This is a genomic window from Ruegeria sp. CDSC042, assembly GCF_059610745.1.
This window is the reverse complement of the sequence record NZ_JBXWOF010000003.1, coordinates 111,430-125,671: the sequence shown is the minus strand read 5'-3', so window position 1 is coordinate 125,671 and position 14,242 is coordinate 111,430. Positions and strand designations below refer to the sequence as shown.

At 58.1% G+C, this 14,242-nt stretch carries 13 protein-coding genes; 2 read left to right on the top strand and 11 right to left on the bottom strand.

Going from position 1 to position 14,242, the window contains the following annotated elements:
• Nucleotides 1–47: 47 nt before the first annotated feature.
• The 3 genes from AC2FHX_RS08290 to AC2FHX_RS08280 all read right to left on the bottom strand — a co-directional run bounded on the left by AC2FHX_RS08290 (nt 48) and on the right by AC2FHX_RS08280 (nt 2,169).
• Nucleotides 48–383, bottom strand: a complete 336-nt coding sequence (locus tag AC2FHX_RS08290; RefSeq protein ID WP_142638962.1) for a carboxymuconolactone decarboxylase family protein — start codon at nt 381–383, stop codon at nt 48–50.
• 68 nt (nt 384–451) lie between these two features.
• Nucleotides 452–1,105 (bottom strand): DUF938 domain-containing protein, encoded by a 654-nt coding sequence (locus AC2FHX_RS08285; RefSeq protein ID WP_496701149.1) that lies wholly within the window; start codon nt 1,103–1,105, stop codon nt 452–454.
• Nucleotides 1,102–2,169 (bottom strand): NAD(P)/FAD-dependent oxidoreductase, encoded by a 1,068-nt coding sequence (locus tag AC2FHX_RS08280; RefSeq protein ID WP_142638958.1) that lies wholly within the window; start codon nt 2,167–2,169, stop codon nt 1,102–1,104. The genes AC2FHX_RS08285 and AC2FHX_RS08280 overlap by 4 nt, the downstream gene beginning before the upstream one ends.
• 145 nt (nt 2,170–2,314) lie before the next feature.
• On the opposite strand from AC2FHX_RS08280, the gene AC2FHX_RS08275 reads away from it, so the two are divergent.
• Nucleotides 2,315–2,719 (top strand): hypothetical protein, encoded by a 405-nt coding sequence (locus AC2FHX_RS08275; protein ID WP_142638956.1) that lies wholly within the window; start codon nt 2,315–2,317, stop codon nt 2,717–2,719.
• Between the two features lie 3 nt (nt 2,720–2,722).
• Complete coding sequence (locus tag AC2FHX_RS08270; RefSeq protein ID WP_496701148.1) at nt 2,723–3,955, top strand: HlyD family secretion protein; 1,233 nt, start codon at nt 2,723–2,725, stop codon at nt 3,953–3,955.
• Nucleotides 3,956–3,970: 15 nt separating this feature from the next.
• Here the strand turns inward: AC2FHX_RS08270 and AC2FHX_RS08265 are convergent, their stop codons facing one another.
• From AC2FHX_RS08265 to xdhA, 8 genes are all read right to left on the bottom strand, one after another.
• Nucleotides 3,971–4,729: a nuclear transport factor 2 family protein gene (locus AC2FHX_RS08265; RefSeq protein WP_496701146.1), complete on the bottom strand. Its 759-nt coding sequence runs from the start codon at nt 4,727–4,729 to the stop codon at nt 3,971–3,973.
• A 145-nt stretch (nt 4,730–4,874) separates the two neighbouring features.
• The gene (locus tag AC2FHX_RS08260; protein ID WP_281973637.1) at nt 4,875–5,948 is read right to left on the bottom strand and encodes a BMP family ABC transporter substrate-binding protein; all 1,074 of its coding nucleotides are present in this window, start codon (nt 5,946–5,948) and stop codon (nt 4,875–4,877) included.
• Nucleotides 5,949–5,982: 34 nt separating this feature from the next.
• Nucleotides 5,983–6,903 (bottom strand): ABC transporter permease, encoded by a 921-nt coding sequence (locus tag AC2FHX_RS08255; RefSeq protein WP_142638949.1) that lies wholly within the window; start codon nt 6,901–6,903, stop codon nt 5,983–5,985.
• A 2-nt stretch (nt 6,904–6,905) separates the two neighbouring features.
• Nucleotides 6,906–7,988: an ABC transporter permease gene (locus AC2FHX_RS08250; RefSeq protein WP_142638948.1), complete on the bottom strand. Its 1,083-nt coding sequence runs from the start codon at nt 7,986–7,988 to the stop codon at nt 6,906–6,908.
• Nucleotides 7,989–8,023: 35 nt separating this feature from the next.
• Nucleotides 8,024–9,541 (bottom strand): ABC transporter ATP-binding protein, encoded by a 1,518-nt coding sequence (locus AC2FHX_RS08245; protein ID WP_142638946.1) that lies wholly within the window; start codon nt 9,539–9,541, stop codon nt 8,024–8,026.
• Nucleotides 9,538–10,473 carry a xanthine dehydrogenase accessory protein XdhC gene (gene xdhC / locus AC2FHX_RS08240; protein WP_496701144.1) on the bottom strand — a complete coding sequence of 312 codons (936 nt, stop codon included), beginning with the start codon at nt 10,471–10,473 and terminating at the stop codon, nt 9,538–9,540. Before xdhC ends, AC2FHX_RS08245 begins: the two co-directional genes overlap by 4 nt.
• Nucleotides 10,473–12,797 carry a xanthine dehydrogenase molybdopterin binding subunit gene (gene xdhB / locus AC2FHX_RS08235; RefSeq protein WP_496679390.1) on the bottom strand — a complete coding sequence of 775 codons (2,325 nt, stop codon included), beginning with the start codon at nt 12,795–12,797 and terminating at the stop codon, nt 10,473–10,475. Before xdhB ends, xdhC begins: the two co-directional genes overlap by 1 nt.
• Complete coding sequence (gene xdhA, locus AC2FHX_RS08230; RefSeq protein ID WP_281973642.1) at nt 12,794–14,155, bottom strand: xanthine dehydrogenase small subunit; 1,362 nt, start codon at nt 14,153–14,155, stop codon at nt 12,794–12,796. The genes xdhB and xdhA overlap by 4 nt, the downstream gene beginning before the upstream one ends.
• Nucleotides 14,156–14,242: the final 87 nt, after the last annotated feature.

The following is a 14,242-nucleotide window of genomic DNA, read 5'->3' as shown; positions in this document are numbered from 1 at the left end:
CACCTTTTTGGTGCCGCCTTCAAATGCCCGCGGCACGCGGGCTTTTTTCATGCACTCAGCTCGTCGAAGCAGTCCAGCGCCTTAGAGGCGTACATCATCGACGGCCCGCCCCCCATCTGAACCGCCATGGACAGAACGTCCGAAACCTCGTCACGCGACGCGCCGGCTTTGATCAAAGCTTCGGTGTGCAGCATGATACAGGGTTCGCATCGGTCCGCTATGGATATGCCAAGAGCGATGAATTCTTTGGTCTTGTAGTCCAGCGTTCCGCCTTGCTTGACCGCCGCGCCAAGCGCACCGAAGGCGCGGGCGGTATCAGGGATTGCGCCGTTCAAATTGCGAAGACCTTTTCGCGTGTCGTTGATCTTTTCCTGCCAGGGCATGCTACATTCCATTTAACATCGTGTGTTTGGAATATGTTTAGTTGGCCTCGGTCGGGCTTTGATCTGGATCAGGTGTCAGATTTTTCCACGATGAAGGCCAGGTTATTTGCAGGCATCTCCGCGACTTCCAGGATTTTCAGGTCGTGATTGGCCAAAAGCTCAGAAACTTCTCCGTCGTTTTTATATCCGATTTCAGCATCCTGCTGGACCAGAGCTGCATGAAATCGTTGATCCCCCGCGCTGGTCAGGCGATTGTTGCGCATGAAGGGACCATAGAGGATCAACCGGCCATTCGCGTTCAGTGCTTGAGCTGCCTCGCCGACAAGCGTTTCCACTTCGGCCCAGCTGATCAGGTGCAAGAGATTGATCAGAACGATCAGATCCCTGCCGCCAAACGGCTGATGCCAACCCTCGATGGTTGCATCCAGAGCGACTGCTTTAGACACATTCGGCAGGCCCGCGGTGTAGGCATTGATGCTGGCCTGCCGTTCGGATTCAACCTCACTGGGTTGCCAATGCATGCTGGGGCGGCATTCGGCAAAGGCTGCGATGTGCTGACCGGTGCCACTTGCCAGTTCCAGCGCTTGTCCGGTCAAAGGGGCGAACCGGTCCAGAAGATCGCACAAAGCCCCGACGTTACGGCTGGCTGCCGGAGCGACCAACTGACCGTTCTCTCCTACAGTCGCGACGCTGGCGTTGGAGGGTAACGGGCGCTTGTTCATCTATGCAACCTGTCTGGTCTCAGAGAGGCGATGGTCGCCGTGTCCAGACTTGATTGGTTGCCGACTGTCAGATCCGCTACCAGTTGGGATGCAGCAGGGGCCGTCTGAAACCCGTAACCGCCCTGACCGGCAGACCAGATAAACGTAGGATCCGTCGGATCGGGCCCCAAAACCAGGCTGCCATCCGGTGCGAAACTGCGCAAGCCCGCCCAGTTGGTTTCGACCCGCGTCACAGGCTCGGTGACCATTGCCTCGTACCGGGCCAAGCCCTCGGCCAGAACCATGTCATCGGCAAACGCATCATGGGCGGCGGTCGGATCGGCATCGGCAGGTGAGACCAGCAATTTGCCCGCGTCGGGTTTAGCATACCAGCTTTCGCCCGCACCCAACATCATGGGCCAGGCGCGCAAGTCATGCCCGCCGGGGGCCGGGATACGGGCCATTGAGCGGCGGCGCGGCTGGATACCAATCGGGGCGATACCGGCCATCGCCGCGATTTCGTCAACCCAGGCGCCGGCTGCGTTGACGATGTGTCGTGCCTCAAAGCTTTCGGTGGCCTCGACGATCCAGTGCCTATGTTTGCGAATTGCCGTGACGCTTTGCCGGGTCAGAACGGATCCACCATTCCCACGGATCGTCCGGGCGAAATCCTGCATCATGCGGTCGGTATCTATATCTTGTTCACTGTCGCTGTGCGCCGCGAACCCGACGGTTTCGGGGTTCAGGATCGGGATAAGGGATTGTGCCGCGTCAAAGGAAATCTGTCGGCCGCCAAGTTGATCGGCATCCCGGTGAAACACATCGTGTTGGTCTTTCCCGCCGATCAGAACCCAGCCGCGTGGCGACAGATAGTCATTCGTCTCAAAATGTGCTGCGCTGGCAAAGTTGAGGGCAATAACAGCAGGCGGACCATAGGCGGGTGCAAACATAGCCGCGGACCGGCCTGATGCGTGATAGCCCAGCGCCTCTTCGCCTTCGAGCACGGTGACCTGGCCGCGCTCTGACAACCGCGCGCCCACGCTAAGCCCGGCAATACCGCCGCCGATAATCAGGAAATCTATCATGTCGCCCCTTTGCTGGCCGCAGTCGTGATTTTCTGACGTCGAATGCGCCCTGCACGACCGTAGAATTCTAATTGAGACTTTAAGCAGGGTTGAATTTGCGCATCAACCCATCCAAAGAAGTGGAAAGCATTTAGAGGAGGGCAGGGTGAGCACAGCAGATTTACACCCATTGGCCACGGGGCACATTCCGTCTTACGTGACCCAGGCGGATGGCAGCGATTTTCTTTTGACGGTCATGTTCATTTTCACGGTTGTGGTGATCATCCTGATCGGCGTTGGCTATTTCACCCTGCATTCGATCCCCGAAAAGCTCGCGCATGAATCCAACCACCCGCAGTTTCAGCTTGTGGGAATTCTTGCGCTGCTGGCTTTGTTCACTCATAACGGATTGTTCTGGATTGCAGCCATTCTGGTCGCCGGATTCCAGTTTCCCGACATAGGTGCGCCCTTGCGTGCCATTGCCGATGCGATCCGATCTTTGGCGCCGCAACCGCCTGCTGATCCCGATCCCGTTCCATCCCCCGAACCCGTCGCGCAGCAGGAGCAATAGGACATGCTTGAAACACTGATGTGCGCGCTGGTTACAGTGCTGCCTGATTATCTGTTCCGCCGCTTTGTGCAGGGAAAACGTATCGGGCGTGAGATAACCCTGTTTACCATGTGGTACGAGCTGCGCTGGGGGCTGACAACCTGTGCCATTATGGCGCTGACCGTGATCACCACTCTGTTCTATTTTCACCCGGCCAGCAAAACTGCGGCGTCGTATTTCCGCACGGTAACGATCTTGCCGCAACTGGGTGGGCGAGTGTCCGAGGTCTATGTCTCCAACAACCAACAGGTCGTTGCTGGGCAGCCAATCTTCCGGATCGAGGACTTTACTCAGACTGCAATGGTTGAGGCAGCGCATGCGCAGATCGCGCAAGTTCAGGCATCACTGAAAGTTGCGGAGACCGATCTGGCCGAGGCCGCCGCCGGGATCGCGGGCGCAAAAGCGGCGCTGGATCAGGCGCTAGAGGACTTGCAACGCAATACGACCCTGCGGGACGAAGGGTCAAGCGCCGTCCGCCTGGCCGAGATTGACCGGCTGGAAAACCTTGTCGCTGAACGAGAGGCCAAGCTGGTTGCGGCTGAATCGCAACGCGCTGCCGTCGTACAGCAAATCGAAGAGCTGATCCCGGCCCAACTGGCCAGCGCCAATGCGAACCTGGATGCTGCTTTGACCGAGCTGGACAAGACTGTGATCAACGCGGGTGTGACGGGTAGGATTGAACAGTTCGGCCTTCAGGTTGGCGATTACGTCAGTCCTTTGCTGCGTCCAGCAGGTATTCTTGTGCCGTCAAACTCCGGGCATGACCGCTTTCAGGCTGCGTTCAATCAGATGTCGGCGCAGGTTATCAAGCCCGGCATGGTCGGAGAGCTGGGCTGCATGACCAAGCCGTTCACGGTTATTCCGGTTGTGGTGGTCGAAGTTCAGGATGTGATCCCATCGGGGCAAATTCGCCCGTCAGACGAGCTGAGAGACGTGCAATCCAATAAGGTGCCAGGCTCGATCCTGGTTTATTTTGAACCGCTTTATAAGGGCATGGCGGATGATATCCCGCCCGGCAGCAACTGTCTGGCGAATGTCTACACCGATAACCACGAGCGGCTGGAGCATGAAGATTTGGGCTTTTGGCACTCTGCTTTCCTGCATGTGGTCGACACGATCGGCGTGGTTCATGCGGCGGGTCTGCGCCTGCGTTTGATCCTGATGCCGGTGAACACGCTGGTTCTGACTGGGCATTAACGGCCCTTACTTAGATCAGAATTTGCCGTTGTCATTCTTCCACTCGCTACGGGGCGCTATGGTTTCCATAGTGCCCCACTGCTCGACGATCACTCCGTCTGCGACCCGAAACAGATCATAAAAGCTGGTATGTTTTCCGTGACTGGCACCTTCGCTCATGCACAGGACGAAATTCCCTTCTGCCAGCACACGATGGACGCGGTGATACTGAACGATCAACTCCGCGTCTGATCTAGCTTCAAGCACCATGCGATAGGCGTCGATGCCGTCAACACCATCGGGATCGTGTTGTATCAGGTTCGCATCAACAAACGCCTTCATCCGCTCGGTTTTCCGGTCTATCAGGACCGTTTGCGAGAAGTTGTCGACCAATTCCCGGTTCTGTTCGGTTCTGTCAATATCCGTGATTTCAGTTGGCCCATCAAGCATGCCGCGTCCCGAAGCGTTTGGGCCGCGCAGGGGCTGAATGTTATCCCAGTGCTCAACAGCTTTGCTGTCTTCAAACCGAAAGACCTCGAACGCGGCCTTAACTTTGGCAAAATCATATTCGTTATGGGCAAAAGCGAATTCGCCATCTTCAAAAACGCGAACAAATTTAACCTTGGGATTTGTTTTCGACAGGCGGGCAAACAACGTGGCCAGCCCCTCGCTGCCTTCATGGGTCTGGGGATTGTGCTGGATGTATTTTTCTTCGTTGACGACGGTTGCGGCCTCGGCATCCCCGGTTTCGATACCTTTCAACAGTTTCTGCAGCAATTCGCGTTTTGAATTCATCTGGTCCTCGTTGATCGGTAGAGCCGCGGATCAATGTGCTTGGCGCTGGTTTCGGGCTATCGAAGATCAAGAGTGGCATAAAACAGGTGGCAAAATCAAAAAAGGCCCGCACATGGCGGGCCTTTCTGCGTTATCCTGTGCCGCCTTACTGCGGAATCTCACCTTCCAAGCCTTCTACATAGAAGTTCATGCCGGCCAGTGTACCGTCGTCTGCGGTCTCGCCTTCGGCCAGCCAGTCACTACCGTCCTGCTTTTTCAGCGGTCCGGTGAAGGGGTGGTATTCACCCGCGGCCATGGCCGCTTTCAGCGCCAGTGCCTCTTCTTTGACGTCAGCGGGAACCGCGTCCGAGATTTCGCCGATTGCTACCATGCCTTCGCGGATGCCATCCCATGTATTGGCGCTTTCCCATGTGCCATCCATGACGGCCTGGGTCCGTGCAATATAGTAGGGCGCCCAGTCATCGATGATCGACGAGACGCGCGGGTACGGAGCGTATTCGCTCATGTCCGAGGCCTGGCCGAAAGTGATGACGTTGCCCGCCTCTTGCGCAGCTGCTTGCGGTGCGGTCGAGTCGGTGTGCTGCAGGATCACGTCCGCGCCCTGTTCGATCAGAACAGTGGCGGCATCTGCTTCTTTCGCCGGATCGAACCAAGTGTAGGCCCAGATGATCTTGAACTCGACATCCGGGTTGACCTTCTTGGCGTGGATATAGGCCGAGTTGATTCCGCGGACCACTTCGGGGATCGGATAGGACCCGATATAGCCAACAATGTTCGACTTGGTCATCTTGCCCGCGATATGGCCCTGTACCGCACGACCTTCATAGAAACGTGCCGAATAAACCGAAACGTTGTCGGCTGTTTTATAGCCGGTCGCGTGTTCGAACTTCACGTTCGGGAATTTCTTGGCCACGTTGATGGTCGGATCCATGTATCCGAACGAGGTGGTAAAGATCAGGTCTGCACCTTCCAGCGCCATCTGGGTCATCACCCGCTCTGCATCCGGGCCTTCGGGCACGGATTCAACAAACACGGTTTCGACCTTGTCGCCGAACTCTTCTTCAACCGCCAGACGGCCCTTGTTATGTTCATAGGTCCAGCCGCCGTCGCCCACCGGGCCGACAAATACAAAGCCGACCTTGGTTTTGTCTTCGGCTATGGCAGTAGTTGCCAAACCCAGCGCCATGGCGGCGCTTGCCAGAAATGTAGTAATTTTCATGTGTTACTCCCCAAGTTGGTTCAGTTGTCCCCGTCTAATGCGAGGCATGGAATATCCGGCCGAGTGAGGCAGGTGCGCTGCTTTTGTCGGCGGAAAGGATCACAAGCACAAGGATCGTGATGATGTAGGGCGACATTGCCAGATACTCGACCGGGATGGCAACGCCCGCTGCCTGCAAATTCAGCTGCAACACGGTGATACCGCCGAACAAATAGGCACCCAGCAGGGCGCGCCATGGCTTCCAACTGGCGAAGACGACCAAGGCCAGGGCGATCCAGCCGACACCGGCTGTCATGCCCTCGGTCCACTGTGGCACCCGGATCAAGCTGATATAGGCCCCACCCAACCCGGCACAGGCACCGCCGAACAGGATCGCCATGATGCGGATCTTGATCACCTTATAGCCAAGCGCATGCGCCGCATCGTGGTTTTCACCTACCGCGCGCAGGATCAGTCCGACGCGAGTGTATTTAAGCGTAGCCCAGACGGCCGCTGTCAAAGCGATGCCGACATAAAGGATCGGGTCATGCTGAAACAGGATCGGACCGATCACCGGAATATCGCTGATCACCGGGATATGGATATCGCCCATGCTGGGGGGTTTGACACCCACATAGCTTTGACCGAGCAGGGCGCTGAACCCTAAACCAAACAGAGTAAGCGCCAGGCCACTGGCAACCTGATTGGCCAGCGCCACCTGCGTCAGCAGCACAAACAGCAGGGACAGTACTGCACCGCCTATGGCGGCGGCGACAAAGCCCAGCCAGGGCGACCCAGTCTCGACCGAGATCGCAAAACCGCTGATCGCGCCAACGATCATCATGCCCTCTACGCCAAGATTCAGAACTCCTGCTTTTTCTACGACCAATTCACCGATCGCGGCCAGAAGCAGGGGGGTTGCAGCCACCATAAGTGACGCGACCAGAAGTACGGGATTAATCTCACCAAGGTCCATGATTACGCCACCTCGCTACGGGCCGCACGGATGCGGTAGTTGGTCAAAAGGTCGAAGGCCAGCAGGAAGAACAGCAGCATCCCCTGGAATACTTGAATGGCCGCGGCAGGAAGACCCATTTGGGACTGCGCAATTTCACCACCGATATAGGTCAATGCCATTAGACCACCGGCTAGTAGGATGCCCACCGGATGCAGTCGACCCAGAAAGGCCACGATGATCGCGGTAAAGCCATAGCCGACGTTAAAGTCGATGCTGACAACACCCGAGGGGCCCGAGACTTCGAACATCCCCGCCAGCCCGGCCAGTGCGCCTGACAGGCCAAGACAGAACAGGATCAGTCGTGCTGGGTTTACCCCGGCGAATTTGGCTGCGCGCGGGGCCTCACCCGTCAGGCGGATGTGAAAGCCCAGCATGTGCCGGTTCAGCAGGATATAGGAAAAGATCACGGCTATCAGTGCGGTCACAACGCCCCAATGCATCCCCGATCCTGCGATCAGCTCGGCATTATGCGCACTCTCATAGGATTGCAGATTGCGTGAACCCGGAAAACCGAACCCTTCGGGATTTTTCAGCAGTCCCAGCGAGACCGAGGCCATCATCTGTTCAGCCACATAGACCAGCATCAGCGAGACCAGAATTTCATTGGTGCCAAAGCGCACCTTCAGAAAGGCCGGAATAGAGGCCCAGAGCCAACCGCCAAGCGCACCTGCCATCACCATGATCGGAAAGACATACCAGGCATCCAGCGGGTAAAAGGCCAGCCCGGCGCCCGCGCCAAAGATGGCGCCCATGATATACTGACCCTCGGCGCCGATGTTCCAGATACCGGCGCGGAAGCCTAACGACAGGCCAATCGCAATCAGCACCAACGGCGCGCCCTTCACCAGCAGCTGCGGGCGGTAATAAAAGGCGAATTCACCGAACAGAGGCTCCCAGAAAATGGTGCCGATGGCCTGAACCGGGTTTTTACCCAGGACGGCAAACAATATGCCGCCAAACAGCATCGTCGCCAGTACCGCCACAAGCGGGGTCGCATAAGACCACGCCTTGGACGGCTGTGGTCGTTTCTCCAATACAATCATCTGCTTACACCCCCGTCGTCATATTTTGTTTTGCATCAGACATGGGCTACCTCCATGCCATGTGCACCGCCCATCATCAGGCCGATCTCATCCACGGTCAGACCCGTGGTTGTGCGTGGCGCGCTGAGCCTGCCTTCGTTCAGGGCGGCAAAGCTGTCCGAGATTTCCATCAATTCGTCCAGATCCTGGCTGATGCAGACCACCGCCGTGCCCTTGGCGGCAAGGTCCAGAATGGCCTGTCGGATCGACGCAGCGGCAGCGGCGTCCACCCCCCATGTGGGTTGGTTCACGACCAGTACATCGGGGTTCTGCAACACTTCGCGTCCGATCACGAATTTCTGTAGGTTGCCGCCTGACAATGACCGGGCCGCATTCTCGGGCCCTGGCGTGCGCACATCAAAGGCGCTGATGATCTTTTCAGCAAAGCTTTTGGTATCTGCCCATTTCAAGAACCCGTTGCTTTCCAACCCTTCGCGGACCGATCCGGTCAGCAGGGCGTTTTCGGTCAGGCTCATGTCTGGGGCGGCTGCATGTCCCAACCGCTCTTCGGGGGCGGTCAGTACGCCCAGCTTGCGCCGTGCGGTTGGGCCCAGTTTGCCAATCGGCTGGCCATCGAACTTGATCGCATCGGCAGCTGTCTGGATTTCGCCAGACAGGACACCCAGCAGTTCGTCCTGTCCGTTGCCGGCAACACCGCCAATTCCCAGCACTTCGCCTTTGCGAACTGTCATGTGGACATTCTTCAGCGCGGTGCCGAATTCAGACGGTGAGGGCACGGAAAGCCCGCTGACATCCAGCGCGACCTCGCCGAACTCGCGGCCTCCGCGCTCAGGTGTTTGCAGGGTTGAACCGACCATCAACTCGGCCATCTCCCGGGCCGAGGTTTCAGATGGAACGCATTCGCCCACATTCTTGCCCAAACGCAAGATCGTAGCGTGGTCGCATAGGGTGCGGATTTCTTCAAGCTTGTGCGAGATATACAGGATCGATGTGCCTTCAGACCGCAATTTATTCAGCGTTTCGAAAAGGATATCGACTTCTTGCGGAGTCAGAACACTGGTTGGTTCGTCCATGATCAAAAGCTTTGGATCCTGCAGAAGGCAGCGAATGATCTCAACCCGTTGGCGTTCCCCCGCGGACAGGTCACCGACTGTACGAAAGGGGTCCAGCGGTAGACCGTAGGTTTCCGAAACTTCCCGAATGCGCGAGGCCAGGTCGCCCATTGGCGGCGGGTTCTCCATCCCCAAGGCGATGTTCTCGGCCACGTTTAGCGCGTCGAACAGCGAAAAATGCTGAAATACCATCGCGATTCCGTCAGCACGCGCGGCGCGCGGCTCGGGCGGAGCAAAGGGTTGGCCACGCAACAGCATGGTGCCGCTGTCGGGCTTCACCAAGCCATAGATCATTTTGACCAGCGTGGATTTTCCCGCGCCGTTTTCGCCCAACAGGGCATGAACTTCGCCCTCACCGATGTCAAAGGACACCTGATCATTGGCCACGACGCCGGGATAGGCTTTGGTCAGTCCTTGCAAACTTAGCAGTGGAGTGGTCACGCGCTCAGATCCTTCTTCAAATTGTTTTGCCCGATCGGGCGCAGCAGTTGTGCTGCGACGCCCACGGCAATCATCTGCGGGTGCTTGCCCAGGCCCGGGTCGCCAATCGGGCAGGTGATCCGGCTGATCCGATCGGGCGAGTGCCCCAGCGCCGCCAGCCGAGACCGGAACCGCGCCCATTTCGTAGCCGAGCCGATCAGCCCCGCAAAGCGGAAATCGTGCGAAAGCAGACGGTTGCACAATTCCAAGTCCAGATTGTGTGAATAAGTCAGCACCAGATGTTCAGCATCACGCGGCGCATGCCGAACCAGTTCCGCTGGTTTCGCGGCAGGGACGGCGGTGACTCCGTTCGGTACGGTTTCCGGAAACCGCTTGGATCCTGTATCGACCCAGGTGATTGCGAGATCGGGCAGCGGTGACAGGACATCCACCAAGGCGCGACCGACGTGACCCGCGCCCCAGACCCACAGTGCACGCGCGGGTTTGTGGACCGGCTCGACCATCCAGCCTTCGATCAGCTGTGCCTCTGGTGCAATCCCCTGTCCGCGGGCTTCGGTCAACAGGCGTTTGACCGACAGTGGCATGTCCTGGCCCGATGTTGGTCGCGCGATGATGCTGTCGTCCAGATCGTTGATGTTGTTGCGGTCATAGACCTCGCTTAGCAAGGAAACAGCGCCACCGCAGCACTGGCCCATGTCGGGGCCAAGCGCGTGATGGGTCAGGCGCGATTGGGCGGTTTGTATCCGCGCCGCTTCGGCTGCCTGAAACTCAAGTGTGCCGCCGCCGATCGTGCCGGATTGCCCGTCCTGCCAGACCAGCATTGCGGCACCAACCTCACGTGGGGACGAGCCCTTGATCCCGGCGATGACTACCCGGATCACGCGCCCATGGGTTTTGACCGCCTCCCTCAAAGTCTCAAGGTCAAATCCCATCAGTCGTCCCCCTTCATCCTTTGGACACCATGCCAGACTTCTTCTGCCGTGGCGGGGGCATCCAATGCGGGGTAGCTGTTTCCGCAGGCCGCCACCGCATTCGACAGTGCCAGCCAGGCGGATATCCCAAGCATGAATGGAGGTTCGCCTACTGCTTTCGAGCGATAGATCGTGTCCTCACGGTTTTCAGCCTCCCAAAGCGCAACGTTGAAGATGTCGGGGCGGTCGGAACAAGCCGGGATCTTGTAGGTCGATGGCGCATGGGTGCGCAGATTGCCTGTGCCATCCCAGACGAGTTCTTCGGTCGTCAACCAACCCGCGCCCTGCACATAGCCACCTTCGACCTGACCGATATCCAGCGCAGGGTTCAGCGACGCGCCCGCGTCATGCAGGATATCCGTGCGCAAGATGCGGTTCTCACCGGTTAGTGTGTCCACGGCAACTTCGGTGATCGAGGCGCCATAGGCGAAGTAGAAAAACGGACGACCTTGGCCTTTGATCCGGTCCCATTCGATCTTGGGTGTCTTATAGAAGCCGGTGGCCGAAAGGCTGATGCGGCCCTGATAGGTCAGCGCAGCCGCTTCGGCAAAGGTATAGCGTTCCTCACCAACCGATACATGACCATCCCCGAAGGTGACAGCCGACGGGTCGGCCTGATGTCGCTCGGCCAGATACTCTGCCATCCGGTCGCGGATTGTGTCACAGGCGGCTTTCACCGCCATGCCGTTGAGATCGCTTCCCGAGGATGCCGCCGTTGCCGAGGTGTTCGGCACTTTGGCCGTGTCTGTGGCGGTGATCTTCACCATCTCTAGCGGAATACCAAAGCGTGAGGCGGCAACCTGGGCCACTTTTTGAAACAGGCCCTGGCCCATCTCGGTACCGCCATGGTTCAGGTGCACGGACCCGTCCTGGTACACATGCACCAGCGCGCCGGCCTGATTCAGATGGGTCAGAGTGAAGGAAATGCCGAACTTGACCGGAGAGAAGGCGATGCCCTTTTTGATCACGCTGTTCTCGGCATTCCATTTCTGAATTGCTGCCTTGCGCGCGGCATAGTCGCTGGAATTCAACAAGGCTTCGGTCATGCCGTGAAGTTCGAAATCTTCGACTTCCATGCCATAAGGGGTGGTGTTTGGCGTATCGCCGCCATTGCGATCAGGGGCATGGTCATCGGTACCCGCCGGGGCAGCGTAATAGTTCCTGCGGCGCAGTTCGACCGGGTCCAGACCCAGCTCATGCGCGGCGTGGTCCATGACGCGTTCGATTCCAACCATACCCTGAGGGCCTCCAAACCCCCGATAGGCGGTGGCAGATTGGGTGTTGGTTTTCAGCCGGTGACTTTCGATCCGCGCATTGGGCAGCAGATACGCATTGTCGGAATGCAGCATCGCCCGGTCCGCGACGGGCAGCGACAGGTCTTGTGCCCATCCGCATATGGCATGGTGCAGAAAGGATACCCCCTGAATATGCCCATCCTGATCGAACCCGGCCCTATAGCCAATGCGAAAGGCATGCCGCTTACCGGTGATGATCATGTCGTCATCGCGGTCATAGCGCATCTTGCAGGCTGTGCCGGTTGCCCGCGCAGCCACTGCGCAGGAAACAGCCAGAGCGTTGCCCTGGCTTTCCTTGCCCCCGAACCCGCCGCCCATGCGCCGGGTTTCAACGCGCACAGCATGCATGGGAACGCCCAGAGCCTCTGCCACTTTGTGCTGAATCTCAGTCGGGTGCTGGGTTGAACTGTGGACCAGCATATCAGCACCCTCATTCGGCACCGCTAGTGCAGCCTGACCTTCCAGATAGAAATGCTCTTGCCCGCCAAGCTCAAAACTGCCTTCGATCACATGCGCCGCGCCTGCGATGGCGGCGTCTGCATCACCTTTGGTGTAGATGCGCGGGCCGTCCTCGAACCGACTGTCGGCGGCCAGCGCCTCTTCAATCGTCAGAATTGGTGTTTCTTCAGTATAGTCGATCTTGCCCAGTCGTGCAGCTTTGCGCGCGGCCAGATGGCTGGTGGCGACAACCAAAAATACGGGCTGCCCGATATAGTGGACAGAGCCGTCCGACAACAAAGGTTCATCGTGAATGGACGGTGAGACATCATTCGCAAAGGGCAGGTCTTCGGCGGTCATCACCATGACGACACCGTCGGCAGCTTTGACTGCAGACAGGTCAATCGCGGCGATTGTGCCCTTGGCGATGGGACTGAGACCAAAGGCCAGATGCAACGTGCCTTTTGGTGTTGGGATATCGTCCACATAGCGGGCCGAACCGGACACATGTAGCGGCGCGGCGTCATGAGGCAGTGGTTTTGTCACGCTCATGCCGACACCTCCAGCACATTGGTTACCTGGCCCTGATCTTCAAGGAAATAACGTTCCAGCATCGCTTTCGCCGTCTCAAGGCGGTAATGAGCCGAGGCGCGCATATCTGACATTGGCGCGTAATCCTCGGCAAACATCGTCAGAGCGGATTGAACCGTAGCAGCTGTCCATGGCTTGCCGGTCAACGTAGTTTCGACTTGAGTGGCGCGTTTCGGAACGCCCGCCATGCCGCCAAATGCGATGCGCGCCTGAGTGACGGTACCTTCTGCAACGGTAATGTTGAAACACCCACAAACGGCCGAAATATCCTGATCAAACCGTTTGCTGAGCTTGTAGCATTTCAACCGATCCGCCTGGCGCGGGAAGCTTACGGCTTCGACGAATTCTCCGGGTACGCGATCCTGTTTTCCATAGTCGATGAAGAACTTTTCCAAGGGCAGCGTTCGCCTTGTGTCGCCTTTGCGCAGGTGCAGGCTGGCGCCCAGGGCAATCAGTGCAGGCGGGTTGTCACCGATTGGTGACCCATTGGCGATATTACCGCCTACGGTTGCGGCGTGCCGCACCTGTACGCTGGCATAGCGGCGGATCATTTCAGCATAAGAGGGGTGCAGATCCCCCAGCGCTTCGCCCATGCGGTTCATATCGACCATGGCACCAAGGCGAATTTCATTGTCAGTAACCGTGATCTGTTTCAGATCATCGCAACCGTTCATGAAGATTACTGTTTTCAGGTCGCGCAACTGTTTGGTGACCCAAAGGCCTACATCGGTCGCGCCAGCGACCAGGGTGGCCTCTGGGTGTTCGGCATAAATGGCGGCAAGCTCGTCCGAGGACCGCGGCAGCATAGGAGACGCGGCGGGTGCTGCGTCAGGCTTGTCCTTGACCCAGACGGGAACAGGGTGCTTTTCGACGGCTTTGGCGGCACGGATAATCGGCGCATAGCCCGTGCATCGGCACAGGTTCCCGGCCAGCTGTGTGTCGTGATCGGTTGCACCATTCGCATGCCCGGCCACCATCGACATTACAAAGCCGGGGGTGCAAAAGCCACATTGCGACCCGTGCAGATCAACCATTGCCTGCTGTACCGGGTGGGCCTTCCCGTCCGGGCTGCTGGCGCCTTCGACGGTGCGCACCGCTTTGCCGTGGAGCTGAGGCAGGAACAGAATGCAGGAGTTCAGAGCTTTGGCTCCTCCCTGATCCGTCACCATGACAGTGCAGGCACCGCAATCACCTTCGTTGCAGCCTTCTTTGGTGCCGGTCAGAGAGCGATCCTCGCGCAGCCAATCCAACAAGGTGACTGTCGGATCGACATTCGCCAACTCCACTGTCTCTCCGTTCAGAAGAAACGTGATATCCATTCGTGAAACCCGTCGCGTTACCGAATTGCGCCTCTGAATGCTCTCCTTCGATGCGACGTAGAAAGAGTGCGGGCGGATAGCTTGCCA

Bases quoted from the DNA above. Each gene is read 5' to 3' on its own strand.
- AC2FHX_RS08290 (WP_142638962.1), bottom strand. From the start codon at position 383: ATGCCCTGGCAGGAAAAGATCAACGACACGCGAAAAGGTCTTCGCAAT.
- AC2FHX_RS08285 (WP_496701149.1), bottom strand. From the start codon at position 1,105: ATGAACAAGCGCCCGTTACCCTCCAACGCCAGCGTCGCGACTGTAGGA.
- AC2FHX_RS08280 (WP_142638958.1), bottom strand. From the start codon at position 2,169: ATGATAGATTTCCTGATTATCGGCGGCGGTATTGCCGGGCTTAGCGTG.
- AC2FHX_RS08270 (WP_496701148.1), top strand. From the start codon at position 2,723: ATGCTTGAAACACTGATGTGCGCGCTGGTTACAGTGCTGCCTGATTAT.
- AC2FHX_RS08265 (WP_496701146.1), bottom strand. From the start codon at position 4,729: ATGAATTCAAAACGCGAATTGCTGCAGAAACTGTTGAAAGGTATCGAA.
- AC2FHX_RS08260 (WP_281973637.1), bottom strand. From the start codon at position 5,948: ATGAAAATTACTACATTTCTGGCAAGCGCCGCCATGGCGCTGGGTTTG.
- AC2FHX_RS08255 (WP_142638949.1), bottom strand. From the start codon at position 6,903: ATGGACCTTGGTGAGATTAATCCCGTACTTCTGGTCGCGTCACTTATG.
- AC2FHX_RS08250 (WP_142638948.1), bottom strand. From the start codon at position 7,988: ATGATTGTATTGGAGAAACGACCACAGCCGTCCAAGGCGTGGTCTTAT.
- xdhC (WP_496701144.1), bottom strand. From the start codon at position 10,473: ATGGGATTTGACCTTGAGACTTTGAGGGAGGCGGTCAAAACCCATGGG.
- xdhB (WP_496679390.1), bottom strand. From the start codon at position 12,797: ATGAGCGTGACAAAACCACTGCCTCATGACGCCGCGCCGCTACATGTG.
- xdhA (WP_281973642.1), bottom strand. From the start codon at position 14,155: ATGGATATCACGTTTCTTCTGAACGGAGAGACAGTGGAGTTGGCGAAT.